This is a genomic window from Streptomyces sp. NPDC127197 (assembly GCF_042672405.1).
GTDB classification, from domain to species: Bacteria; Actinomycetota; Actinomycetes; order Streptomycetales; family Streptomycetaceae; genus Streptomyces; species Streptomyces flavusporus.
On record NZ_JBHXVG010000003.1, the window covers coordinates 266,731 to 289,373 of the forward strand.

Annotated in this window: 23 protein-coding genes and 1 pseudogene; 13 read left to right on the forward strand and 11 right to left on the reverse strand. The window is 70.7% G+C overall.

Going from position 1 to position 22,643, the window contains the following annotated elements:
• Window positions 1-23: 23 nt before the first annotated feature.
• Window positions 24-569, forward strand: coding sequence for an NUDIX hydrolase (locus ACFVJQ_RS06300; RefSeq protein ID WP_385515970.1), 546 nt, complete (start codon window positions 24-26; stop codon window positions 567-569).
• Window positions 570-600: 31 nt separating this feature from the next.
• Here ACFVJQ_RS06300 and ACFVJQ_RS06305 read toward each other — a convergent pair whose 3' ends face one another.
• Window positions 601-858, reverse strand: a complete 258-nt coding sequence (locus tag ACFVJQ_RS06305) for a hypothetical protein (RefSeq protein WP_224734403.1) — start codon at window positions 856-858, stop codon at window positions 601-603.
• Between the two features lie 182 nt (window positions 859-1,040).
• Window positions 1,041-1,901: a 3-hydroxybutyryl-CoA dehydrogenase gene (locus ACFVJQ_RS06310; RefSeq protein ID WP_385516000.1), complete on the reverse strand. Its 861-nt coding sequence runs from the start codon at window positions 1,899-1,901 to the stop codon at window positions 1,041-1,043.
• A gap of 226 nt (window positions 1,902-2,127) precedes the next feature.
• Between ACFVJQ_RS06310 and ACFVJQ_RS06315 the strand changes: the two genes are divergently transcribed.
• On the forward strand, window positions 2,128-3,306 hold the full coding sequence (locus ACFVJQ_RS06315; RefSeq protein ID WP_385781653.1) for a glycoside hydrolase family 10 protein: 1,179 nt from the start codon (window positions 2,128-2,130) through the stop codon (window positions 3,304-3,306).
• Between the two features lie 323 nt (window positions 3,307-3,629).
• Here ACFVJQ_RS06315 and ACFVJQ_RS06320 read toward each other — a convergent pair whose 3' ends face one another.
• Complete coding sequence (locus tag ACFVJQ_RS06320) at window positions 3,630-4,316, reverse strand: response regulator (RefSeq protein WP_385781354.1); 687 nt, start codon at window positions 4,314-4,316, stop codon at window positions 3,630-3,632.
• The gene (locus tag ACFVJQ_RS06325; RefSeq protein ID WP_385781357.1) at window positions 4,313-5,617 is read right to left on the reverse strand and encodes a sensor histidine kinase; all 1,305 of its coding nucleotides are present in this window, start codon (window positions 5,615-5,617) and stop codon (window positions 4,313-4,315) included. Before ACFVJQ_RS06325 ends, ACFVJQ_RS06320 begins: the two co-directional genes overlap by 4 nt.
• Window positions 5,618-5,831: 214 nt before the next feature.
• Between ACFVJQ_RS06325 and ACFVJQ_RS06330 the strand changes: the two genes are divergently transcribed.
• The 3 genes and pseudogenes from ACFVJQ_RS06330 to ACFVJQ_RS06340 form a co-directional block, all read left to right on the forward strand.
• Window positions 5,832-6,539, forward strand: a complete 708-nt coding sequence (locus ACFVJQ_RS06330) for an ABC transporter ATP-binding protein (protein ID WP_385781360.1) — start codon at window positions 5,832-5,834, stop codon at window positions 6,537-6,539.
• Window positions 6,536-8,887 carry an ABC transporter permease gene (locus ACFVJQ_RS06335; protein ID WP_385781363.1) on the forward strand — a complete coding sequence of 784 codons (2,352 nt, stop codon included), beginning with the start codon at window positions 6,536-6,538 and terminating at the stop codon, window positions 8,885-8,887. The genes ACFVJQ_RS06330 and ACFVJQ_RS06335 overlap by 4 nt, the downstream gene beginning before the upstream one ends.
• A gap of 322 nt (window positions 8,888-9,209) precedes the next feature.
• Window positions 9,210-9,524: pseudogene (locus ACFVJQ_RS06340) on the forward strand (hypothetical protein); the annotation flags it as partial.
• A 1-nt stretch (window position 9,525) separates the two neighbouring features.
• Here the strand turns inward: ACFVJQ_RS06340 and ACFVJQ_RS06345 are convergent.
• Together ACFVJQ_RS06345 and ACFVJQ_RS06350 are read right to left on the reverse strand one after the other, a co-directional pair.
• Complete coding sequence (locus ACFVJQ_RS06345; RefSeq protein WP_129796912.1) at window positions 9,526-9,723, reverse strand: DUF1918 domain-containing protein; 198 nt, start codon at window positions 9,721-9,723, stop codon at window positions 9,526-9,528.
• A gap of 90 nt (window positions 9,724-9,813) precedes the next feature.
• The gene (locus tag ACFVJQ_RS06350) at window positions 9,814-10,728 is read right to left on the reverse strand and encodes a DMT family transporter (protein WP_385781366.1); all 915 of its coding nucleotides are present in this window, start codon (window positions 10,726-10,728) and stop codon (window positions 9,814-9,816) included.
• Here ACFVJQ_RS06350 and ACFVJQ_RS06355 point away from each other — a divergent pair.
• Together ACFVJQ_RS06355 and ACFVJQ_RS06360 are read left to right on the forward strand one after the other, a co-directional pair.
• Window positions 10,727-12,190, forward strand: a complete 1,464-nt coding sequence (locus ACFVJQ_RS06355; RefSeq protein WP_385781369.1) for a PLP-dependent aminotransferase family protein — start codon at window positions 10,727-10,729, stop codon at window positions 12,188-12,190. The two genes, ACFVJQ_RS06350 and ACFVJQ_RS06355, sit on opposite strands and share 2 nt — an antisense overlap.
• Before the next feature lie 136 nt (window positions 12,191-12,326).
• A complete protein-coding gene (locus ACFVJQ_RS06360; protein WP_224734400.1) occupies window positions 12,327-12,920 on the forward strand; it encodes a histidine phosphatase family protein in 594 nt (197 codons plus the stop codon).
• On the opposite strand, the gene ACFVJQ_RS06365 is transcribed toward ACFVJQ_RS06360, so the two are convergent.
• From ACFVJQ_RS06365 to ACFVJQ_RS06375, 3 genes are read right to left on the reverse strand one after another with little or no spacing between them, the layout of a single operon-like run.
• A complete protein-coding gene (locus tag ACFVJQ_RS06365; protein WP_385781372.1) occupies window positions 12,909-13,451 on the reverse strand; it encodes a hypothetical protein in 543 nt (180 codons plus the stop codon). The two genes, ACFVJQ_RS06360 and ACFVJQ_RS06365, sit on opposite strands and share 12 nt — an antisense overlap.
• A complete protein-coding gene (locus ACFVJQ_RS06370; RefSeq protein WP_385781375.1) occupies window positions 13,448-13,993 on the reverse strand; it encodes a hypothetical protein in 546 nt (181 codons plus the stop codon). The genes ACFVJQ_RS06365 and ACFVJQ_RS06370 overlap by 4 nt, the downstream gene beginning before the upstream one ends.
• Window positions 13,994-14,003: 10 nt before the next feature.
• Window positions 14,004-14,465, reverse strand: a complete 462-nt coding sequence (locus ACFVJQ_RS06375) for a DUF6314 family protein (RefSeq protein WP_385781378.1) — start codon at window positions 14,463-14,465, stop codon at window positions 14,004-14,006.
• 136 nt (window positions 14,466-14,601) lie between these two features.
• On the opposite strand from ACFVJQ_RS06375, the gene ACFVJQ_RS06380 reads away from it, so the two are divergent.
• Complete coding sequence (locus ACFVJQ_RS06380) at window positions 14,602-17,085, forward strand: alpha-L-arabinofuranosidase C-terminal domain-containing protein (protein WP_385781381.1); 2,484 nt, start codon at window positions 14,602-14,604, stop codon at window positions 17,083-17,085.
• Window positions 17,086-17,098: 13 nt separating this feature from the next.
• Here the strand turns inward: ACFVJQ_RS06380 and ACFVJQ_RS06385 are convergent, their stop codons facing one another.
• Both ACFVJQ_RS06385 and ACFVJQ_RS06390 read right to left on the reverse strand, forming a co-directional pair.
• Window positions 17,099-17,488 carry an aminotransferase class V-fold PLP-dependent enzyme gene (locus ACFVJQ_RS06385; protein WP_385515990.1) on the reverse strand — a complete coding sequence of 130 codons (390 nt, stop codon included), beginning with the start codon at window positions 17,486-17,488 and terminating at the stop codon, window positions 17,099-17,101.
• Window positions 17,489-17,503: 15 nt separating this feature from the next.
• Window positions 17,504-17,629 (reverse strand): hypothetical protein, encoded by a 126-nt coding sequence (locus tag ACFVJQ_RS06390; RefSeq protein ID WP_385515991.1) that lies wholly within the window; start codon window positions 17,627-17,629, stop codon window positions 17,504-17,506.
• Between the two features lie 99 nt (window positions 17,630-17,728).
• On the opposite strand from ACFVJQ_RS06390, the gene argC reads away from it, so the two are divergent.
• Genes argC through ACFVJQ_RS06415 form a run of 5 tightly spaced genes read left to right on the forward strand, consistent with a single transcriptional unit; the run spans window position 17,729 to window position 22,550 of the window.
• Window positions 17,729-18,757, forward strand: a complete 1,029-nt coding sequence (argC, locus tag ACFVJQ_RS06395; RefSeq protein ID WP_385515992.1) for an N-acetyl-gamma-glutamyl-phosphate reductase — start codon at window positions 17,729-17,731, stop codon at window positions 18,755-18,757.
• A complete protein-coding gene (argJ, locus tag ACFVJQ_RS06400) occupies window positions 18,754-19,905 on the forward strand; it encodes a bifunctional glutamate N-acetyltransferase/amino-acid acetyltransferase ArgJ (RefSeq protein ID WP_385781386.1) in 1,152 nt (383 codons plus the stop codon). The genes argC and argJ overlap by 4 nt, the downstream gene beginning before the upstream one ends.
• Complete coding sequence (gene argB, locus ACFVJQ_RS06405; protein WP_385515994.1) at window positions 19,902-20,810, forward strand: acetylglutamate kinase; 909 nt, start codon at window positions 19,902-19,904, stop codon at window positions 20,808-20,810. The genes argJ and argB overlap by 4 nt, the downstream gene beginning before the upstream one ends.
• Window positions 20,807-22,006 (forward strand): acetylornithine transaminase, encoded by a 1,200-nt coding sequence (locus ACFVJQ_RS06410; RefSeq protein ID WP_385781390.1) that lies wholly within the window; start codon window positions 20,807-20,809, stop codon window positions 22,004-22,006. The genes argB and ACFVJQ_RS06410 overlap by 4 nt, the downstream gene beginning before the upstream one ends.
• A gap of 7 nt (window positions 22,007-22,013) precedes the next feature.
• Window positions 22,014-22,550 (forward strand): arginine repressor, encoded by a 537-nt coding sequence (locus ACFVJQ_RS06415; RefSeq protein WP_129796900.1) that lies wholly within the window; start codon window positions 22,014-22,016, stop codon window positions 22,548-22,550.
• The last annotated feature ends 93 nt before the right edge of the window (window positions 22,551-22,643 follow it).

The following is a 22,643-nucleotide window of genomic DNA, read 5'->3' on the forward strand; positions in this document are numbered from 1 at the left end:
ACTCGGCGGAAGGTGGCAGAACCGTGCAGTGGACGAAACAGAACGAACAAACTGTGTATGAAAACCGCTGGTTCAGCGTCAATCTCGCAGATGTCGAGCTGCCGGACGGCCGGCACCTCGACCACTTCCTGATACGGCTGCGGCCGGTGGCCGTGGCCACGGTGGTGAATGAGGCCAACGAGGTCCTCCTCCTGTGGCGCCACCGCTTCATCACCGACAGTTGGGGGTGGGAACTCGCGGCGGGCGTGGTCGAGGACGGCGAGGACATCGCGGTCGCGGCTGCCCGGGAGCTCGAGGAGGAGACGGGCTGGCGGCCGGGACCCCTGCGCCACCTGATGAGCGTGGAGCCGTCCAACGGGCTCACCGACGCCCGGCACCACATCTACTGGGCCGACGAGGGCGAATACATCGGGCACCCCGTGGACGACTTCGAGTCGGACCGGCGGGAATGGGTCCCCCTCAAACTCGTCCCCGATCTGGTCGCCCGCGGCGAGGTCCCGGCCGCCAACATGGCGGCCGCACTGCTTTTACTGCACCACCTCAGGCTGGGCCAGGACACCGTCATCTAGGGCGTGTCCGGCATGATCCGCCGGGCAGGCCCTAGCGTGCGAGTGCCTGCCAGACGGCCACGACGAGGGCGGCCACAGCCGTGACGGCCGTGACCGAGGGCAGCGGCCATCGGGCGTGTTCCAGGGTGATGAGCCGCGTGCTCAACTCGTCCAGTTCCTTGGCGGTTTCCTCGGTGCGATGGGAGAGCAGTGCCAGCCCGCCCTCGACGCGGGCGTATGCCACATCGAGACGGCGACGTAACTCTGCGAGTTCCTCCTGGGCGACGGAATGCTCGGGATCGGCGGTCACGAACCGCTCCTTTCCGTAGTCGTCTTACGTCCCTTGCATGCGCATGGTGAGTCAACTCGCCTGGTGGGCACCTGGGGAGAGTGTGCGAGCGGCATATGCGGGCCCGACGCGCACACGGTGTGTGAATGACACGGGCCCGGCACCCCTCAGGTGCCGGGCCCGCGGAGCGTCGCGCTCGGTAATCAGCCGTAGGTGTAGAAGCCCGAGCCGCTCTTGCGGCCCAGCCGGCCCGCGTCGACCATGCGCTGCAGCAGCGGGGGAGCGGCGTAGAGCGGCTCCTTGTACTCCTCGTACATCGAATGCGCCACCGACGCCACCGTGTCCAGGCCGATCAGATCGGACAGCTTCAGCGGGCCCATCGGATGGGCGCAGCCCATCTCCATGCCGTTGTCGATGTCCTCGCGGCTGGCGATACCGGACTCGAACATCCGGATCGCGGAGAGCAGATAGGGGATCAGCAGCGCGTTGACGACGAAGCCGGAGCGGTCCTGGGCGCGGATGGCGTGCTTGCCGAGCACCTTCTCGGTGAACAGCTGTGCCCGGCCGAGCGTGCCCTCGGAGGTGGTCAGCGCGGGGATCAGCTCGACGAGCTGCTGCACCGGGGCCGGGTTGAAGAAGTGGATGCCGATGACCTGGTCGGGGCGCGAGGTGGCGACGGCCAGCTTCACCAGCGGGATCGAGGAGGTGTTGGAGGCCAGGATCGCGTCCGGGCGGGTCACGACCTGGTCGAGCACCTGGAAGATCTCGGTCTTGACCTGCTCGTTCTCGACGACGGCCTCGATGACCAGATCCCGGTCGGCGAACTCACCGAGGTCGGTGGTGAAGCTCAGCCGTGCCTGCGTGGCGTCCCGCTCCTCCTCGGTGATCTTGCCGCGTTCGGCCGCCTTGCTCAGGGAGTTGAACAGCCGGGTGCGGCCGATCTCCAGGGCCTCGCCGGTGGTCTCGGCGACCTTCACGTCCAGGCCGGCGCGGGCGCACACCTCGGCGATGCCGGCCCCCATCTGGCCGCAGCCCACCACTCCGACGCGCTCGATGTCGGTCACATCGTCCCCTTCGCTGATCCAGTCGCGAGGCAGGTCGCCGGGTTCCGGTGCCTGCTCCATTCGTGCACGTTACCCGTAAGTATCGATGATCGATCGCCGGGGTGGGGGCATCCTTGGGCTTCGGAGACGATCCGTGACGGCGCGGATCCGCAGCGTATGTGGGGTACGTGTCGTGGGACAGCTGTCTCGTCGGGTGTTTGCACTGGCCGCACTGTCGACCCTCGTGATGGCGCGAGACGCGGGTGCGGCCCCCCGTCGGCCGCGCACCAGCACCGAGATGCGCGGCATGTGGCTGGCGACCGTGAACAACCGCGACTGGCCCTCCACCATGGGCCTGACCGCGAAGGAGCAACGCGCCGAGCTGATCGCCCACCTGGACTGGGCGGTCCGCTGCCGGCTCAACACGGTGATCTTCCAGGTGCGGCCGACGGCCGACGCGCTGTGGCCCTCGCCGTACGAGCCCTGGTCGGAGTACCTCACCGGCACCCAGGGACAGCACCCCGGGTGGGATCCGCTCGGCATGGCGGTCGACGAGGCACACGCCCGGGGCCTTGAGCTGCATGCCTGGTTCAACCCGCTGCGGGTGGCGATCCACACCGACCCGACGAGGCTCGTCGCCTCGCACCCGGCCCGCAAGAACCCGGACTGGGTGGTGGCCTACGGCGGCAGGCTCTACTACAACCCCGGGATTCCCGAAGTACGCGCCTTCGTGCAGGAAGCGATGCTCGACGCCGTGGCCAGGTACCCGGTCGACGCCGTCCACTTCGACGACTACTTCTACCCGTACCCGGTCGCCGGGCAGAGCTTCGACGACGACGAGGCCTACGCCATCCATGGCGCGGCCTTCACGAACCGGGCCGACTGGAGGCGGGACAACATCGACCGGCTGGTGCGCGACACTGCGGCCGGCATCAAGGAGGTCCGCCCCGGCACGCGGTTCGGGATCAGCCCGTTCGGAGTGTGGCGCAACGCCGACACTGACCCGCTCGGCTCGGACACCCGGTCCGTGCAGACGTACGACGACCTGTACGCGGACACCCGCAAGTGGGTGCGTGAGAACTGGATCGACTACATCTGCCCACAGCTGTATTGGTCGGCACACCCGCTTGACCAGCAGGTTCCTACCAACTATGCCGTCCTTCTGCCCTGGTGGGCAGAGGTCGCGAGGGGGTCTCGGACACAGCTCTACATCGGGGAAGCCCTCTACAAGGCGGGCGACCCGGCACAGCCCGCGGAGTGGCAGGACCCGGCCGAACTGTCCCGACACCTCACCCTCGCCAAGGAGCACCCGGAGGTGCGGGGGCACGTGTTCTTTGCAGCCGAGGAAGTCAGGCAGGACAAGATCGGGGCCATGACCCGGGTGGTTACCGACCACTACCAGCGGCCGGCGCGGACGCTGCGATGATCGAGGGGCAGGCCCCCTACAGGGTGCTCACGGAGATCTTGAGCCGGCATCCTGAGTTGGAACAGGCCCAGATACTGGGCGTGCTGTTTCGCCGCCCTGCGGCTGCCCCGGATGAGCGGCAGCCGCCCCGCCGACCCACCCCGCTGCCCCATAGAGGGGCTGGCCGTGGCTTCATCAAGGTCGCCGTCAAAAGACAAGGGTCCAAGTCCCCTTGAGGCTCTGCAGAGACGCGAGCAGGCCCCCTCCTTCGGGAGGGGTGTCGGCAACTGGTGTTCCGGTCCGTCGCACAACAGCGCGGGGGCCGGCCAAGCCTCGGCTTTGTTCTACGTCTGCTCGGCGGCCTCGCGTTCGCCGACGCTGACCAGCCCTGTCTCGTAGGCGACGATGACGGCCTGGACACGGTCACGGAGTCCGAGCTTGGCGAGGATGCGGGCGACGTGCGTCTTGACGGTCGCCTCGGCCAGGTGGAGGCGGGTGGCGAGTTCGGTGTTGCTCAGTCCTCGGGCCAGCAGGCCGAGGACCTCCAGTTCGCGCGGGGTGAGCGAGGCGAGGTCGCGGTGGAGAGCGGCGGTGTTGCTGCCACGCTGGGTGAACCGCTGGACGAGGCGGCGGGTGATGGCGGGCGCGAGGAGGGCGTCGCCGGTACGGACCGTGCGGACGGCCGCGGTCAGTTGCTCGGGGGTGACGTCCTTGAGGAGGAAGCCGCTGGCCCCGGCGGACAGTGCCGCGTAGACGTATCGGTCGAGGTCGAAGGTGGTCAGGATGATGACGCGGGGTTTGTCGGGGGCACCGGTGAGGATGCGGCGGGTGGCCTCCAGGCCGTCCATCTCGGGCATCCGGATGTCCATCAGGACCACGTCGGGACGTGTGCGGCGGACCGCTTCGACGGCTTCGGTTCCGTTGGTCGCCTCGGCGACGACGTCGATGCCGTCGGCGCCGAGGATCAACCGGAATCCGGTGCGGACCAGGGTCTGGTCGTCGGCGAGGAGCACACGCAGCGGCTCGGTCACGGTGTCTCCAAGGGGATCAGTGCTTCCACACGGTAGCCGCCGGTCAGGCGTCGGCCGGTGTTCAGGGTTCCGTCGTAGACGGCGAGGCGCTCGCGCAGGCCGATCAGACCCCGGCCGCTTCCGGCGCCCGCGCCCGGGTGTCCACCGGTGTCGGTGACTTCCACCCGGAGCCGTTCCGGGCCGTATTCGACGGTCACGGCGGCGGTGGCGCCGGAGGCGTGCTTCACGGCGTTGGTCAGGGCTTCCTGGACCACGCGGTAGGCGGCGAGTTCGAGGCCGGGCGGGAGGGGACGGAGCGGGCCGGTCACGGTCAGGTCGACGGGCAGTCCGGTGTCCCGGACCCGTCCGACCAGCGTTTCCAGCTGGTCCAGGCCGGGCTGCGGGGCCAGCTCCGCCGCCGTGTCGGCCAGGTCTGCACCTGCGTCCGTCCCCTCGCTCTCGTCGGCCATGGTGAGCAGTCCCATGACGTGGCGCAGCTCGGTCATGGCCGCCCGCCCGCCCGCCTCGACGGCGAGCAGCGCCTCGCCGGCCTGCTCGGGGGAGGTTTTCATGATCTTGCGGGCGGCGCCCGCCTGAATGATCATGACGCTGACGTTGTGCGTGACGACGTCGTGCAGTTCGCGGGCGATCCTGGCCCGCTCATGCTCGACGGCCCGACGCAGCGCCTCGGCCTGTTCGCGTTCCAGGGCGGAGAGCCGGGTGCGGCCCTCGTCGGTTCGGAGTTTCCAGGTACGCAGGCCGACGGCGGCCACGGCCATCGGGACCAGGATCAGCAGGGCGATGTATTCGTTGGGGACGATCGGTGTCACCGAGTTCCCCGAGGTGCCGACCAGAACGACCGACACCGGCAGCGCCGCCAGGGTCGCCACCCGGTACGGGCTGTACACGGCGGCGCTGTAGACGGCGATGACGAACGCGTAGAAGGTCAGCCGCATGACGCTGTGCGGTGTCGCCAGTGTCGCGGCCGTCACGACGCACAGCACGGCGATCGGGTAGCGGCGGCGCAGCGCCAGGGCACCCGAGGCGATGACCGCGAGGGTCACCATGAAGGCCAGGCCGCCGGGGCCGGACGGGCGCGGTAAGACGACCTCCACGCCGGGTGCGATCTCACGCACCACGACGTTATTGGCGTTGTCGATGCCGTAGTAGACGGTGGCGATTCCGAGTGCCAGTGCCACCAGCGCGTCGAACTGCCAGGCGCGCCGGGTGGGCCGCAGCGGTGGACCGCTCGGACGCCTGGCGTCGCGGACCGTCCGGCGGGCGGCTTCCCGTAGCCGCTCCAGCGTCGTACGTACATCCATCACCGGATCATTCTCGCCGCCGCGCGGACTCGCGGAGTCCGTCCCGGTGGTCATTCCCACCGCACCGGATACATCACCCGCCTACATCGCAGGGATGACGTTTCCGGGGCTCATCCCGGCGCTGTACCGCAATGGGTTCGAGCGGGCGACGCGTGCGGGCCGGGCCCGCTCCTAGCGTTCACGCAGCCAACTGCCCGTACCCAAGGAGCCTTTCATGACCATGCCGGTGATCGAACTGCGCGAGGTGAGCCGCCGATACGACGACGGCCCGCCCGCTCTGCACGAGGCGTCGCTGACCGTGCAGCCCGGCGAGGCCGTCGCGATCCTCGGCCCTTCCGGCAGCGGCAAGTCCACGCTGCTCAATCTGATCGCGGGCCTGGACCGGCCCAATACGGGGACCGTCACCGTGGACGGGGTGCGGGTGGACCAGCTGGGCGAAGCCGGATCGGCGCTCTACCGGCGGTCGAAGATCGGCATGGTCTTCCAGTTCTTCAACCTGCTCGACGATCTGACCGTCACCGACAATGTCGTCCTGCCCGCGCGCCTCGCGGGTATGGCACGTGGCGAGGCAGACCGCCGGACGGCGGAACTTCTGGAACTGCTGGGTATCGACCGGCACGCCCGCGCCTACCCGGGGCGGCTGTCCGGCGGCGAGCGGCAGCGCGTCGCGGTGGCCCGGGCGTTGATGAACCGGCCGGCGCTGCTCCTGGCCGACGAGCCGACCGGGGCCCTGGACACGGCCGCCGGACAGGACGTCAGCAGGCTGCTCACCGGCCTCAATGCCGAGGGACAGACCATCGTCGTGGTCACCCACGACCTGGCTCTGGCCCGGTCCTGCACGAACCGTACGGTCCGGATCGCCGACGGCCGGATCACCGAAGACGTCCGGTCGCAGGCCGTCGCCTCGGAGGCCGTCCGATGAGCGCGCTCGCCAAGGTGGTGCGCTCGGGGGTGAGACGACGCCGGGTGCAGACGCTGGTGATCGGGCTCGCCACGATGATGGCGGTGGCCGCCTCCGTCCTCGGCGGAACGCTGCTCGTGGTGTCCGGCGCGCCCTTCGACGACGCCTTCGCCAAGCAGAACGGCGCGCATCTGTCCGTGCAGTTCGACGCGGGCAAGGTGAGTGCCGGGCAGCTGTCGAAGTCCAAGGACGCCGAAGGGGTGAGCAGTGCGGCCGGGCCGTTCCGTACGGCGACGGTCACCCCGCGGGCGGACGGCAGCCCCGGGTGGCCGATGACCGTGGTCGGCCGGGGCGATCCCGGCCGGGACGTGGACGAGGTGGCACTGCTCGACGGGCGGTGGCCCACGCAGTCTGGCGAGATCGTGCTGTCCGCCAACTCCGCGCTCTTCCCGACCATGGGCATGAAGATCACCTTCCCCGATCTGTCCGGCGGTCCGACACTGACGGTGGTCGGTGTGGCCCGCTCGGTCACGCAGACCGCTGACGCCTGGGTGGTTCCGTCCCAGATGCCGGCGCTCACCGCGCCCGGCAGCGGCGGCTACCAGATGCTCTACCGCTTCACCGACGCGGGCACCGCCGCGCAGATCACCGCGGGCGGCAAGGCCGTGACGGAATCCCTGCCGCCGGGAACGGCCGTCGGCGAACAGTCCTGGCTCACCGTCAAGAAGAACACCGAGCAAGACACCGCCCTCTACGTCCCCTTCCTCATCGCGTTCGGCGCCCTGGGCCTGGTCATGTCGGTGCTCATCGTCGGCAACGTCGTCGCGTCGGCCGTCGGCACGGGAACGCGCCGCATCGGCATCCTCAAGGCCGTCGGCTTCACCCCCGCCCAGGTCGTTCGGGCCTATGTGGGCCAGGCGCTGATCCCGGCCGCCGTCGGCACGGCCCTCGGTGTCCTCGCCGGCCACCTGTTCGCCGTCCCCGTACTGGCCGAGACCGGGGAGGTCTACGGCACCTCGTCCCTGGCCATCGCCCCTTGGGCCGACCTGGCGGTGATCGCCGGGGTGCTCAGCCTGGTGGCGGTGACCGCGTGGGCGAGTGCCTGGCGGGCCGGGCGGCTGCGTACGGTCGATGCGCTCGCCGTCGGGCGTACCGCTTCGGCGGGGCGCGGCCGGTGGGCGGCCCGCCTGGCCGGACGGCTGCCCTTGCCGCAGCCGGTCGCCCTGGGCCTGGCGCGGCCCTTCGCGCGGCCCGCCCGCGCGCTGGCCATGGGCACGGCGATCCTGTTCGGCGCCATCGCCGTCACGTTCACCGTGGGGATGGGTGCCTCGCTCGGCCAGGTGATGAAAGCCAGGGCCCACGACGCCGCCGATGCCGTCGTGCCCGCGCCCTTGCCGGACTTCGGCCCCCAGGGCCCCGGATCCGGCACCGAGAAGCCGTCCAAGACCGATCCCGCTGCGGTCGCCGCGGCCATCGAGGCCGCCGCCGGAACCGGGAAGTACTACAGCGCCGCGACGGTACGGGCGGCCGTGTCCGGCCTGACCGGCACTATCGACGTGATCGCCTTCACCGGCGACGCTTCCTGGGGCGGTTACACGATGGTCTCGGGCCGCTGGATCGACAGGCCCGGCGAGGCCGTGGTCCCGACCCCCTTCCTGACCGCCACCGGCACTCGCATCGGTGACACCGTCACCCTGAACGGCCTGGCCGAGCCGGTCACGGTCCGTATCGTCGGTGAGGTCCTAGACCCCCGTAACGACGGCATGCAGGTCTTCACGGACGCCTCGTCCCTGACGGCCGCACATCCCGACCTGACGGAGACGAGCCATCACATCGCGGTCATGTCAGGCACCGACGTGACCGGCTACGTCGACGCGCTGAACAGGGACCTGGCACCGCTGGGGGTCGCCGCTCGGGCCGGCGGGCTCGACGCCGGCGGTGACATGGTCGTCACGCTCAACGCGCTGTCCGCGATCCTCACGCTGATGCTCGTCGCCGTCGCCGCGCTCGGCGTGCTGAACGGCGTGCTGCTCGACACCCGCGAGCGCGTCCGGGAGATCGGTGTCCACAAGGCGCTCGGCATGACCCCCCGGCAGACCGTCGCGATGGTCCTCACCTCGGTCGTCGTGACCGGACTGGTCGCGGGCGCTCTGGGCGTGCCGCTCGGCGTGGCCCTGCACGGCTGGGTCATCCCCGCGATGGGCGACAGCGTGGGGCTCCGCCTCCCCGATTCCGTCATCGCCGTCTACCACGGGGCCGAACTGCTCCCGCTCGCACTCGGCGGCCTGCTCATCGCTACCCTGGGTGCGCTCCTGCCCGCCGGCTGGGCCGCCAGGGCCCGAACAGCCACGGCCCTGCGCACCGAATAGGAGGTCAGGCTCAGAACTCGTGCCTCCGACCCCCACCGCAAGGAGCGGTGGGGGTCAGACGGCTGGTTCCCTCCAACTGGCGCGGGATGCGGGAGTTCCGAAGCTCTTTCAGCGGAACAGCGCCAGAGCCACGTACACGGTGGTGCGCTTGATCCCGGTTCGTCGGTGATCTGCTGCACGGCGTACCGACGGTGACCGTCCTCACCGGTCCCGGCGTACATCCGGCGGACCTGCTCGGCCTCGTAGTCCCCACCGGAGGCGATCGTGACCGTCCCGAGATGTCGACCAGAGCCCTAAAAATCCCCAGCCCCGCTCTTCGTCGCCACAGCTGTACTGGCACATCGGCAACGCCGCCGCCGACTACGCCACTCTCGTGCCGTGGTGGGCGGAGACGGCGCGCGGTACCGGCACACAGCTGTACGTGGGGGAGGCGCTGTACAAGGCCGGTGATCCGGTGCAGCACGAAGCCTGGCAGGACCCGGCCGAGCTGTCCCGGCACCTGGCCTTCGCCCGCGAACACTCCGAGGTGCGCGGGCACGTCTTCTTCTCCGCCCGCGACGCGGAGGCCGACGCCCTCGGGGCGATGGCGCGGGTGGTCGCCGACCACTATCAGCAGCCGGCGATTCCCCCGCGCTGAATCACTGTCCGGTGGTTTCCTTGTGCCGGATCTCGGTGTCGGGGCCCGGTGAGCACACGCCTTCGTGCCCGTCCTGGAACTTGACGCGGTACGGGGGGTTGCCCTCCTGACCCATCACTTCGACGATCTCGCCGACCTTGTCGTGTTGGCCGACCACCCTGCCGTGCTGGACAAGCTGGTCGCCCACGCTTGCGCGCATCTGGGGCCTCCTCACCATGTGCGGAGCAGCGGTCCGTACTTTCGAGTCTAGGGCGGGCGACGCCGGTCCGTACCGGTGCGTGCGCGCCGCTCAGCCTCGCGCCCGTTGCGTGACGGCGATGCAGACGAGCACGGCCGCAGCCGTCAGCGGCGCGGCCACGGTCAGGTGCTCGCCCAGCAGCAGCACCGACCACACCAGTGTGAGCAGCGGCTGGGCCAACTGCAACTGGCTGGCCTTGGGGATGCCGATGGCGGCCATGCCCCGGTACCAGACGACCAGGCCGAGGAACTGCGAGCCGGCCGCGACCCAGAGCACCCCGGTCACGCTGTGCGCGGTGAGCCGGACGGGCTCGTAGGTGAGGGCGAGCGCCGTGGCGGGCACGGTGAGCGGCAGGCACAGCACCAGCGCCCAGCCGACCACCTGCCAGCCCGGCATGACCCGGGCCAGCCGCCCGCCCTCGGTGTATCCGGCCGCGCACACCAGCAGCGCCGCGAACAGGTACAGGTCGGCGGAGGTGAGGGCGCCGCCGCTCTGCTGCACGGTGAAGGCGACCACCGCCGTCGCGCCGGCCAGCGCCGCCGTCCAGAAGGTGCGCGAGGGACGGGTGCCGACGCGCAGGGCGGACAGCAGCGCGGTCGTCAGCGGCAGCAGGCCGACCACGACCGCGGCGTGCGCGGTGGTGGAGGTCTGCAGGGCGAGCGTGGTGAGCAGCGGGAATCCGACGACGACCCCGGCGGCGACGACCGCGAGACCCGGCCAGTGCGACCGGGCGGGCAACGGCACTCGCAGCGCGAGCAAGCAGCCGCCCGCGATGAGCGCTGCGAGCACACTGCGCACGGCGACCAGCGACCAGGGCCCGAATCCTTCCAGGCCCCAGGCGGTGGCGGGGAAGGTGAGCGAGAAGGCGATGACGCCGAGGGCGGCCTGGAGGGTGCCCCCGGAGGCCTTGGTGGGGCCGCTGACCGCTATCCTGGTCGGAGCAGTAGCGCTACTCTGTGTTCTCATGCAAGAGCGTAGCAGTGTCGGTGAACTGGCGGATCAGCTGCGGCGGGAACTCGACCGCTATTCATATGGTGGAAAGCTCCCGTCCAGCCGGGCCCTGGTCGAACGGTTCCGGGTGAGCCCGGTGACCGTCTCGCGTGCCCTCGCGCAACTGGCGGCCGAAGGCCTGGTCGTGACCCGGCCCGGCGCCGGAGCGTTCCGCGCCCGGCCGCGCGCCGAGGCCGCACCCGCCGGGGACACCTCCTGGCAGGAGGTCTCCCTCAGCGCGGACGGCGCCGCCGAGCTCGTACCGCGCTCGGTGGACGCCTCCGGCGTCCTGGTCTCGCTCGCCGCCCCGCCGCCCGGCGTGATCGAGTTCAACGGCGGCTATCTGCACCCCTCCCTCCAGCCGGAGCGGGCGATGGCGGCGGCGCTGTCCCGGGCCGGGCGTCGGCCCGGTGCCTGGGGCAGACCGCCCATGGAGGGGCTGCCGGAGCTGCGCGAGTGGTTCGCGCGCAGCATCGGCGGCGCGGTCACTGCGGCCGAGGTGCTGGTCACCTCCGGCGGACAGTCGGCGCTGACCATCGCCCTGCGTGCACTGGCGCCGCCCGGCGCGCCGGTGCTCGTGGAGTCGCCCACCTACCCCGGCATGCTGGCCATCGCGCGGGCGGCGGGCCTGCGTCCCGTGCCGGTCCCGGTGGACCCGGACGGGGTGCGTCCCGCCCTTCTCGCCGACGCGTTCCGGGCCACCGGCGCCCGGGTGTTCGTCTGCCAGCCGCTCTTCCAGAACCCGACCGGCGCCGTGCTCGCCCCCGACCGCCGCGCCGAGGTGCTGCGCATCGCCCGCGAGGCCGGGGCCTTCGTCGTCGAGGACGACTTCGTACGACGGCTCGTGCACGCCGACGCGCCGCCGCTGCCGCGTCCGCTCGCCGCCGACGATCCCGACGGAGTCGTCGTGCACGTCAGCTCGCTGACCAAGGCGACCTCACCCAGCTTCCGGGTGAGCGCCCTGGCCGCGCGCGGCCCGGTCCTGGAGCGGCTGCGCGCCATCCAGGTCGTCGACACCTTCTTCGTGCCCCGGCCCCTGCAGGAGGCCGCGCTGGAACTCGTCGGCTCGCCCGCCTGGCCGCGCCACCTGAGGACGGTCTCGACGGAGCTGAAGGCCCGCCGTGACGCGATGACGTCCGCGCTGCGGCTGCACCTGCCCGAACTCGCCCTGCCGCACATCCCGTCGGGCGGCTACCACCTCTGGCTCCGCCTGCCCGAGGGCACTGGGGGCACCTCCCAGGCTTTCGGCTCTGGGGGAGAGTCGGCGTTCACCGCCGCCGCCCTCCGCGCGGGCGTCGCGATCACCCCCGGCCGCCCGTACTTCAGCGCCGAACCCCCGGCCGCACACCTGCGCCTGAGCTTTGCGGCGGTGGCCGGGACGGGGGAGATCGCCGAAGGGGTGCGGCGGCTGCGGGCGGCCTGCGCCGAAGTCGGCTGACCGAATCAATGGATGGCGTTCCATTTCTAGCGGGTTGTCCGGCTGGTCCTGACCTGGAAGTAAGGTTTCGCGTACCCTGGGTAACTCGAAGGTGGCAGCTCTTGACCTGCGCACTTTCGCGAATCACGATCGCGGCATGTCACTTCGGGTCACGTTCGTCGCCGCGGCGCGCAGCTCCCCGCTGCTCGCGGAGCGCTTCGAGGACGACCGTCCGCTGGACCAGGCCGGCTGGGACGAGGTGCAGCGCGTCGCCCACGGTCTGGTGCCGCTGTCGGCGGCCGAGCTGCGCTACTGCTCACCCACCCCGCGCAGCCGCGCCACCGGCGACGCCCTCGGGTACGCGCCGCTGGTACAACTCGCGCTGCGCGACTGCGACATGGGCCGCTGGCGCGGGCTGACGCTCGGCGAGGCGATGGCCCGCGAGCCGGAGGCGGTGGACGCCTGGCTCGCGGATCCGCGCGGCACGCCGCACGGCGGCGAGTCGCTGCTGGCGTTCATCACCCGGGTCGGCGGCTGGCTCGACACCCGGCCCGTGGAGGACGGCGGCCGGGTCGTCGCCGTGGCCGAGCCCTCGGTGATCCGCGCCGCTCTGGTGTACGCCCTGAAGGCGCCGCCCGCGACGTACTGGAACCTCGACGTCCGTCCGCTGTCGACAACGACCGTCACCGGCCGGGCGGGCCGCTGGAACCTGCGGTTCGACGGGGTGCCGACCCAGCCCTCACGGACGTAGAGGTGACGGGAGCCCGAAGTGTTCGACGAGGATCCGCATCGTGTGGGCGCCGTCCGCGTTGAACTCGGGGTCGGCGTCGTAGCGCGAGGTGTCCCGGCCGACGATCCCCGCGTCCAGCAGCTCGCGGACCAGCAGATCGGCCATGCCGCCGCCGCGCCGCGACTCGCGACGCCCCCCGACATTGAGATACAGCTGCTCGAACCCGCCCCGGTTGTACGTGAACTGGAACGGGTGCTCGGGGCAGTGCGGGACCAGATAGCTCTGCCCGTGCGGGCAGGCGCATGCGGGCGTGGAGGCCAGGAACACGGTCTCCGCGTTGCCCTCGTAGCGGAAGCCGGTGATGTCGCGCGCCAGCTTCCATACGCTCCCGCCGTGCGGCACGGCGAGGGTGTCATGGGACACCCAGGCCCAGCCGGACGACTCGCCGGCGGCGGAGGCGGGCAGTCCGGCCTGGGTGAAGACACCGGTCAGGGTGGGCAGGTCCATGCCCTTGCAGAAGGTGACGAACGTGTTCGGGGCGAGCCACGTCACCGCGCCGTCACCTCCACGGCCAGCGGCGGCGACGGCAGGTCGTAGAAGTCGGCGATCACCTTCATGAGCCGCTCCCGGTCGTCGCTCGCGTGCTCCCAGCAGGCGTGGTCGTCGTCGTCCGCGTGCGGGCAGTACGCATCGGGGCCGATGAGGTTCGCGGCCAGCAGCTCGGGGGAGAGGTGGTCCGGGTTGTCGCCCACGCGCTGCTCCACGTCCTCGAAGCTGAACCGGAGGACCAGACGGCCGTCTCGGTAGTACTGGAAGTCGGGAGGGAAGGCCTTGACGCTGCACGGCTCGGTCACGATCACGACCAGCTCGGTGCCGTCGGGGCACACGCGCCGGTAGTCGACGGGGTCGTAGTCCTCGATCTCCTCGTTGACCATGTCGTGCACCGCCCATATCCAGCCGTTCCCCTCACCGTGGTCGAGAGATTCGCGCGCGAGGCCGCGCAGGCCGCCGGTGAGGGCGTCGAGTGAAGTGCCCCGTGCGAAGACGACGTTCACCTCGTGGTGGCCGTAGGAGTCCTGGGTCCATTGGGTCATGCCGAGCACCCTAGAGGCGGGCACTGACAGTGGGTTCACGCGCGTAGCCGGTGGTGAGCACGAGGTCCTTCGCGGGCCCGCGCACCCGCCACACCGACCGCCAGCGGTCCTCGTCGAGGACGGTGAACTCGCCCCGGTACAGGTCGGCCGCGCAGGGGTGGTCGGCGAGGTGACGGCCCACGGTCAGGTCCAGGTCGTGGAAGGGCCGGCCGTCGGCGAAGCGGACATCCGCCGTGCCGGGCGAACTCCCGGGCAGAAAGCGCAGCGTCCGCTCGGCGGGCCGGGCCACTCCCTGCCAGACGAAAGTGCCGGACTCCTCGTGCAGCAGCCCGCCGCTCTCCAGCGGGCTGAAAAGGGTCGTCCCGGTGAACTCGCCCCGCTCACCGCTCGCGAGATCCCGCACCGAGCGCTCCACCCGCCAGCGCCCGGCCAGATACGCCAGCACATCCGGTACTGGCCAGAACTCGCCCATCCCGTCCCGCTCTCCGTCCCGCCCGTCGCTGCGCGACCCATTGACGCCACTGCGCCCCCTCCCTATCTTGCCGTTCGAAGTGCTGACCAATGTCCGATATATCGAACAGCTCCCATCGTCGAGCCGCGGAGTATCCATGTCACGCACCACCCGCACCCGCCGGAGACTCGGTCTCACCGCGACCGCCCTCCTGACGGCCTTCGCCCTCGTGCCCGCCCCCGCGCACGCCGAGGCCGTCACCGACTACGAGATCACCGTCGACCCGGCCGGGACCGGCGCCGAGATCGACGACACGATGTACGGCGTCTTCTTCGAGGACATCAACCGGGCCGCGGACGGCGGCCTGTACGCCGAACTCGTGCAGAACCGGTCCTTCGAGTACTCCACCGCCGACCACTCCTCCTACACCCCCCTGACCTCCTGGACGGTCGGCGGCACGGCGCAGGTCCACAACGACGACGGCCGGCTCAACGAGCGCAACCGCAACTACCTCTCCCTGGACGCCGGTTCGTCCGTGACGAACGCCGGCTACAACACCGGGATCCGGCTGGAGAAGGGCAAGAGGTACGACTTCTCCGTCTGGGCGCGCGCTGCGGCCGGTACCACCCTCACCGTGTCCCTGAAGGACGCCGCCGGCGAACTGGCGAGCGCCCGCCAGGTGGCCGTCAAGGGTGGCTGGAAGAAGTACACCGCCACCTTCACCGCGACCCGCACCAGCGGCCGCGGCCGTCTCACCGTCGCCGCCAGCGAGGCCGCCGCCCTCGACATGGTGTCGCTGTTCCCGCGGGACACCTACAAGAACCAGCCGAACGGCCTGCGCAAGGACCTCGCCGAGAAGATCGAGGCTCTCGACCCGGCGTTCGTCCGCTTCCCGGGCGGCTGTCTGGTCAACACCGGCTCCATGCAGGACTACAGCGAGGCCTCCGGCTGGCAGCGCAAGCGGTCCTACCAGTGGAAGGACACCATCGGCCCGGTCGAGGAGCGCGCCACCAACGCCAACTTCTGGGGTTACAACCAGAGTTACGGCCTCGGCTACTACGAGTACTTCCGCTTCTCCGAGGACATCGGCGCCATGCCGCTGCCCGTCGTCCCGGCCCTGGTCACCGGATGCGGCCAGAACCGCGCCACCGACGACGAGGCGCTGCTGAAGCGGCACATCCAGGACACCCTGGACCTCATCGAGTTCGCCAACGGCCCTGTGACCAGCACCTGGGGCAAGAAGCGCGCCGAGATGGGCCACCCCAAGCCCTTCCGCCTCACCCATCTCGCGGTCGGCAACGAGGAGAACCTGCCGAACGAGTTCTTCGCCCGCTTCCAGAAGTTCCGTGCGGCGATCGAGGCGAAGTACCCGGACATCACCGTCATCTCCAACTCGGGCCCGGACGACACGGGGGCGACCTTCGACACCGCCTGGAAGCTCAACCGCGAGGCGAACGTCGACATGGTCGACGAGCACTACTACAACAGCCCGCAGTGGTTCCTGCAGAACAACGACCGCTACGACAGCTACGACAGGAACGGCCCCAAGGTCTTCCTCGGCGAGTACGCCTCCCAGGGCAACGCCTGGGAGAACGCCCTCGCGGAGGCTGCCTACATGACCGGCCTGGAGCGCAACGCCGACATCGTCAAGCTCGCCTCGTACGCCCCGCTGCTCGCCAACGAGGACTACGTGCAGTGGCGCCCCGACATGATCTGGTTCAACAACCACGCCTCCTGGGGCTCCGCCAACTACGAGGTCCAGAAGCTGTTCATGACCAACGTCGGCGACCGGGTCGTCCCCTCCTCGGCGACCGGCACTCCGACCGTCAACGCCCCCATCACCGGCGCGGTCGGCCTGTCGACGTGGGCGACCAGCGCGGCGTACGACGATGTGAAGGTCACGGCCGCGGACGGGACGACGCTGCTCAGCGACGACTTCTCCGGCGACGCCTCGAAGTGGACGCACCACGGCACCGGCAGCTGGAGCATCCAGGACGGCGCGTACGTCCAGACCGACGCCGCCGCCGAGAACACCCTGGTCACGGCCGGCGACCCGGCCTGGCAGGACTACGACCTGCAGGTGAAGGCCACCAAGAAGTCCGGCAAGGAGGGCTTCCTCGTCGCCTTCGGCGTCAAGGACACCGGCAACTACTACTGGTGGAACCTCGGCGGCTGGAACAACACCAGCTCCGCCGTCGAGCAGGCCGTCGACGGCGGCAAGTCGACGCTGATCTCCAAGGCCGGATCGATCGAGACGGGCCGCACGTACGACATCGACGTCAAGGTGCGGGGCCGCCAGGTGAGCCTCTACCTCGACGGCGAGCTGTGGGGCAGCTTCACCGACGACAAGCCGGCCGAGCCGTTCCGTCAGGTCGTCACCGAGGACGAGCGGACCGGTGACCTGATCGTCAAGGTCGTCAACGCCCAGTCCTCCGCCGCCCGTACGGCGATCGACCTGGGCGGCGCCAAGGCCGCCTCCCGGGCCCGGGTGACCACGCTGGCCGCCGCGCCGGAGGACGTGAACACCGAGACGGACACACCCGTCACCCCGGTCACGTCCACCTTCTCGGGGGTCGCGGACAGGTTCACGTACACCTTCCCGGCGAACTCCGTCACGTTCCTCAGGATCCAGCAGAGGTGACCCTGCGGGCGGCTCAGGCACCCCGAAGTACGCCTGGGCCGCCCGCACGCCCTCGGCCAGGGCGGGCGCAGCGGTGGCCGACGCGGACGGCGATGCCCCGCTCGTCCAGGACCTGGCCGACGTCGTGCGGATGGATGCCGTCCACCGTGAAGGAGAGGGCGCTGCCCCGGTCGGTGGGATCGCACGGGCCGACGATGTGCGCCCCGGGGATCTCCCCGAGCAACTCCAGGGCACAAGCGGTGAGCCGGTCCTCGTACGCCGCCCAGGGCTGCGCCCGCTGGTTTCTGCGCTCGCACGGCGCCCGCCGCTGGTGCACGACGAAGTGCGGCAACCGGGCGCGGGCGTATGCGGCGAAGCGGGGAGGGGTGGCGCCGGGTGACTCGTGGCACGACGTGCCCAGCACCGGCGTCGAGCTGAGTCACGCGCCCCGCGCGGGCGTCCCGAAGGGCGGCAGTACCTTGAAGCGCTCGTCGGCCCACACGCCGGGCTCGCGCTCGGTGAAGCCGGTCAGGTCAAGGCCGGTGACGGGTGTCATGGCGATCATGATGCTCTCCTTCCAGCTCCGGCGACCTGTGAGCACCGCATGATTGCATAAACGTGCAGCGAAACGTATAGTCATGCCATCGAGGAGGAGGGTTCCCCCATGACGGTACGTGCCGCAGTGGCCGGAGCGAGCGGATACGCGGGTGGCGAGTTGCTGCGTCTGCTCCTGACGCACCCCGAGGTCGAGATAGGCGCCCTGACCGGCAACTCCAACGCCGGTCAGCGGCTCGGCGCGCTCCAGCCGCACCTGCTGCCGCTGGCCGACCGCGTGCTGCAGGAGACCACCGCCGATGTGCTCGCCGGGCATGACGTCGTCTTCCTCGCCCTCCCGCACGGCCAGTCCGCCGCCGTCGCCGAACAGCTCGGCCCCGACGCCCTCGTCGTCGACATGGGCGCCGACTTCCGACTGAAGGACGCCGCCGACTGGGAGCAGTTCTACGGTTCCCCGCACGCCGGGACCTGGCCCTACGGCCTCCCCGAACTGCCGGGCGCCCGCGCCGCGCTGGAGGGGTCCAAGCGCATCGCGGTGCCCGGTTGCTACCCCACGGCCGTCTCCCTCGCGCTGTTCCCGGCGTACGCCGCGGGGCTGGCCGAGACCGAGGCCGTGATCGTCGCCGCGTCCGGCACGTCCGGCGCGGGCAAGACGCCCAAGCCGCACCTGCTGGGCTCCGAGGTCATGGGCTCCATGTCGCCGTACGGCGTCGGCGGCGGTCACCGCCACACGCCCGAGATGATCCAGAACCTCAGCGCGGCCGCCGGTGAGCGGGTCTCGGTGTCCTTCACCCCGACCCTCGCACCGATGCCGCGCGGCATCCTCGCCACGTGCAGCGCCAAGGCGCGCGAGGGCGTCACCGGCGAGTCCGTCCGCGCCGCCTACGACAAGGCCTTCGCCGACGAGCCCTTCGTCCACCTGCTGCCCGAGGGTCAGTGGCCCGCCACCGCGTCCGTCCACGGTTCCAACGCCGTTCAGGTGCAGGTCGCCTTCGACGCCGCCGCGCACCGCATCATCGCGATCAGTGCCATCGACAACCTGACCAAGGGCACCGCGGGCGGTGCCGTCCAGAGCATGAACCTCGCCCTCGGGCTCCCCGAGGAGCTGGGCCTTTCCACGATCGGAGTCGCACCGTGAGTGTCACGGCAGCACAGGGATTCACGGCGGCGGGTGTCGCCGCCGGGATCAAGGAGAACGGCAACCCGGACCTGGCCCTCGTGGTCAACAACGGGCCCCGCCGCGCCGCCGCGGGCGTCTTCACCTCCAACCGCGTCAAGGCCGCGCCCGTGCTCTGGTCCGAGCAGGTCCTCAAGAGCGGCCAGGTCTCCGCGGTCGTCCTCAACTCCGGCGGCGCCAACGCCTGTACGGGACCCAAGGGCTTCCAGGACACCCACGCCACCGCCGAGAAGGTCGCCGAGGTGCTCGGCCGGGGCGCCATCGAGGTCGCTGTCTGCTCCACCGGCCTCATCGGCGTACTCCTCCCCATGGACAAGCTGCTCCCGGGCGTCGAGACGGCCGCCGCGCAGCTGTCCGAGCACGGCGGTGAGAAGGCCGCCATCGCCATCAAGACCACCGACACCGTCCACAAGACGTCCGTCGTGACGAAGGACGGCTGGACCGTCGGCGGCATGGCCAAGGGCGCCGGCATGCTCGCCCCGGGCCTCGCCACCATGCTGGTCGTCCTCACCACGGACGCCGACCTCGACAGCGACGTACTGGACGGGGCGCTGCGCGCGGCCACGAAGGTGACCTTCGACCGGGTCGATTCCGACGGCTGCATGTCCACCAACGACACCGTGCTGCTGCTCGCCTCCGGCGCCTCCGGGATCACCCCGGAGTACGAGGAGTTCGCCGAGGCCGTACGGACCGTCTGCGACGACCTCGGCCAGCAGCTGATCCGGGACGCCGAGGGCGCCAGCAAGGACATCAGGGTCGAGGTGATCAACGCCGCGACCGAGGACGACGCCGTCGAGGTGGGCCGCTCCATCGCCCGCAACAACCTCCTGAAGTGCGCGATCCACGGAGAGGACCCCAACTGGGGCCGTGTCCTGTCCGCGATCGGCACCACGCAGGCGGCCTTCGAGCCGGACCAGCTCAATGTCGCCATCAACGGCGTCTGGGTCTGCAAGAACGGCGGCGTCGGCGAGGACCGCGAGAAGGTCGACATGCGCTACCGCGAGGTGCACATCGTCGCCGATCTCGCGGCGGGCGCAGAGACCGCCACCATCTGGACCAACGACCTGACCGCCGACTACGTCCACGAGAACAGCGCCTACTCGTCATGAGCACTACGCGTAAGCACACCGCACTGCCCAAGGCCCAGATCCTCATCGAGGCGCTGCCCTGGCTGGTCCGGCACAACGGCAAGATCGTCGTCATCAAGTTCGGCGGCAACGCCATGATCGACGAGGACCTGAAGGCCGCGTTCGCGCAGGACGTGGTGTTCCTCCACCACGCCGGCCTCAAGCCGGTCGTCGTGCACGGCGGCGGCCCGCAGATCAGCGCCGCCCTCGACAAGCACGGCATCGTCAGCGAGTTCAAGGCGGGCCTGCGCGTCACCACCGAGGACGCCATGGACGTCGTACGCATGGTGCTGGCCGGACAGGTGCAGCGGGAGCTGGTCGGGCTGCTCAACCAGCACGGGCCGCTCGCCGTCGGCCTCACCGGCGAGGACGCGCACACCATCACCGCCACCCGGCACCAGCCCGAGATCGACGGCGAGCTGGTCGACATCGGGCGGGTGGGCGAGATCACCGAGATCGACACGGGCGCGATCGAGGCACTGCTCGCCGACGGCCGCATCCCGGTCGTCTCCTCGATCGCCCGTTCCCAGGACGACCACCATGTCTACAACGTCAATGCTGATACGGCGGCTGCGGCACTCGCTGCTGCGCTGGGCGCCGAGACCCTCATGGTCCTCACCGATGTCGAGGGCCTCTACGAGGACTGGCCCAACTCCGACGAGGTGATCAGCCGCCTCACCGCTTCCCAACTGGAGAAGCTGCTGCCGGAGTTGTCCTCCGGCATGGTGCCGAAGATGGAGGGCTGTCTGCACGCCGTGCGGGGCGGCGTGAACACCGCCCGCGTCATCGACGGCCGGGTCCAGCACTCGATCCTGCTGGAGATCTTCACCGACGAGGGCATCGGCACGATGGTCGTGCCCGACGAACAAGAGGGGGATGCCGAATGAGTGCCAACCAGGAACTGACCGCGCGCTGGCAGGGCGCGCTCATGAACAACTACGGCACCCCGCGACTGCCCCTCGTCCGCGGCGAGGGCGCGAAGCTGTGGGACGCCGACGGCAAGGAGTACGTCGACTACGTCGGCGGCATCGCGGTCAACGCCCTCGGCCACGCCCACCCCGGGGTCGTCGAGGCGGTGAGCCGCCAGATCGCCTCGCTCGGCCACGTCTCCAACCTGTTCGTCGCCGAACCGCCCGTCGCGCTCGCCGAGCGGCTCCTGGAGCTCTTCGGCCGGGACGGCAAGGTCTACTTCTGCAACTCCGGGGCCGAGGCCAACGAGGGCGCCTTCAAGATCGGCCGGCTGACCGGGCGTACCCACATGGTCGCCACCCAGGGCGGCTTCCACGGCCGCACCATGGGCGCCCTCGCGCTCACCGGCCAGCCCGCCAAGCAGGACCCGTTCCTGCCGCTGCCCGGTGACGTCACCCACGTCCCGTACGGCGACGCGCAGGCGCTGGCCGCCGCGGTCACCGAGGAGACGGCGCTGGTCATCATCGAGCCGATCCAGGGCGAGAACGGTGTCGTGGTCCCGCCCGCCGGCTATCTGAAGGCGGCCCGCGCGATCACGGCCGCCACCGGATCGCTGCTGGTCCTGGACGAGGTGCAGACCGGCGTCGGCCGCACCGGCCACTGGTTCGAGTACCAGGCGCACGAGGGCGTCCTGCCCGATGTCGTCACGCTCGCCAAGGGGCTCGGCGGCGGGCTGCCGCTCGGCGCCACCGTCGCCTTCGGCCGCGCCGCCGAGCTGCTGCAGCCCGGCCAGCACGGCACGACCTTCGGCGGCAACCCGGTCGCCTGCGCCGCCGGACTCGCCGTCCTCGACGCCATCGCGAACGAGGGTCTGCTGGAGAACGTCAAGCGGCAGAGCGAGAAACTGCGGGACGGAATCGAGTCCCTGGGCCATCCGCTGGTCGGCCATGTCCGGGGTGCGGGGCTGCTCCTGGGTATGGTGCTCACCAAGCCGCTCGCGCCGCAGGTGCAGCAGGCGGCTCAGGACGCCGGATTCCTGGTCAACGCGCCCGCCCCCGATGTCGTACGGCTCATGCCGCCGCTGAACCTCGGCGACGACGAAGTGGCGGCGCTTCTCCAGGCGTTGCCCGGCATCCTCGACGCAAGCCACGGGGACGGACGAGCCGGAGAATGAGACGACGATGAGCCACGCGCAGGACCACGGGCACGCAGGGCCTGCCGTGCCGCAGACCCGCACCGCACGCCACCGCCGGATCGTGGACATCCTCAACCGGCAACCGGTGCGCTCCCAGAGCCAGTTGGCGAAGCTTCTCGCCGACGACGGGCTGACCGTCACCCAGGCGACGCTCTCCAGGGACCTGGACGAGCTGAACGCGGTGAAGATCCGCAACACCGACGGCGACCTCATCTACGCGGTGCCCAGCGAGGGTGGTTTCCGCACCCCGCGGGCGCCGCTGGGGGAGTCGGCGAAGGAGGAGCGGATGCGGCGGCTGTCGCAGGAGCTGCTGATCTCCGCGGAGGCCTCCGCCAACCTCGTGGTCCTGCGCACCCCGCCCGGGGCCGCGCAGTTCCTGGCCTCGGCCATCGACCAGGCCGAACTGCACGACATCCTGGGCACGATCGCCGGTGACGACACCCTGCTGCTGATCAGCCGGCAGCCGGACGGCGGGCAGGCACTCGCCGAGCACCTGCTGCGGCTGGCCCAGAACGGCCACTGACGTAGCTGCGGGCAGTCGTGCCTCCCCCAGTGCCTTAAGGGCCTGGGGGGACCCCCAGGGCGGCACGGGTGGGCGATGGGGGTCCCCGCTCGA

Coding starts and splice junctions, on each gene's coding strand:
- ACFVJQ_RS06315 (WP_385781653.1), top strand. CDS start 2,128: ATGGCGCGAGACGCGGGTGCGGCCCCCCGTCGGCCGCGCACCAGCACC.
- ACFVJQ_RS06325 (WP_385781357.1), bottom strand. CDS start 5,617: ATGGATGTACGTACGACGCTGGAGCGGCTACGGGAAGCCGCCCGCCGG.
- ACFVJQ_RS06330 (WP_385781360.1), top strand. CDS start 5,832: ATGACCATGCCGGTGATCGAACTGCGCGAGGTGAGCCGCCGATACGAC.
- ACFVJQ_RS06335 (WP_385781363.1), top strand. CDS start 6,536: ATGAGCGCGCTCGCCAAGGTGGTGCGCTCGGGGGTGAGACGACGCCGG.
- ACFVJQ_RS06345 (WP_129796912.1), bottom strand. CDS start 9,723: ATGCGCGCAAGCGTGGGCGACCAGCTTGTCCAGCACGGCAGGGTGGTC.
- ACFVJQ_RS06355 (WP_385781369.1), top strand. CDS start 10,727: ATGCAAGAGCGTAGCAGTGTCGGTGAACTGGCGGATCAGCTGCGGCGG.
- ACFVJQ_RS06350 (WP_385781366.1), bottom strand. CDS start 10,728: ATGAGAACACAGAGTAGCGCTACTGCTCCGACCAGGATAGCGGTCAGC.
- ACFVJQ_RS06360 (WP_224734400.1), top strand. CDS start 12,327: ATGTCACTTCGGGTCACGTTCGTCGCCGCGGCGCGCAGCTCCCCGCTG.
- ACFVJQ_RS06370 (WP_385781375.1), bottom strand. CDS start 13,993: ATGACCCAATGGACCCAGGACTCCTACGGCCACCACGAGGTGAACGTC.
- ACFVJQ_RS06375 (WP_385781378.1), bottom strand. CDS start 14,465: ATGGGCGAGTTCTGGCCAGTACCGGATGTGCTGGCGTATCTGGCCGGG.
- ACFVJQ_RS06380 (WP_385781381.1), top strand. CDS start 14,602: ATGTCACGCACCACCCGCACCCGCCGGAGACTCGGTCTCACCGCGACC.
- ACFVJQ_RS06390 (WP_385515991.1), bottom strand. CDS start 17,629: ATGATCGCCATGACACCCGTCACCGGCCTTGACCTGACCGGCTTCACC.
- argC (WP_385515992.1), top strand. CDS start 17,729: ATGACGGTACGTGCCGCAGTGGCCGGAGCGAGCGGATACGCGGGTGGC.
- argB (WP_385515994.1), top strand. CDS start 19,902: ATGAGCACTACGCGTAAGCACACCGCACTGCCCAAGGCCCAGATCCTC.
- ACFVJQ_RS06410 (WP_385781390.1), top strand. CDS start 20,807: ATGAGTGCCAACCAGGAACTGACCGCGCGCTGGCAGGGCGCGCTCATG.
- ACFVJQ_RS06415 (WP_129796900.1), top strand. CDS start 22,014: ATGAGCCACGCGCAGGACCACGGGCACGCAGGGCCTGCCGTGCCGCAG.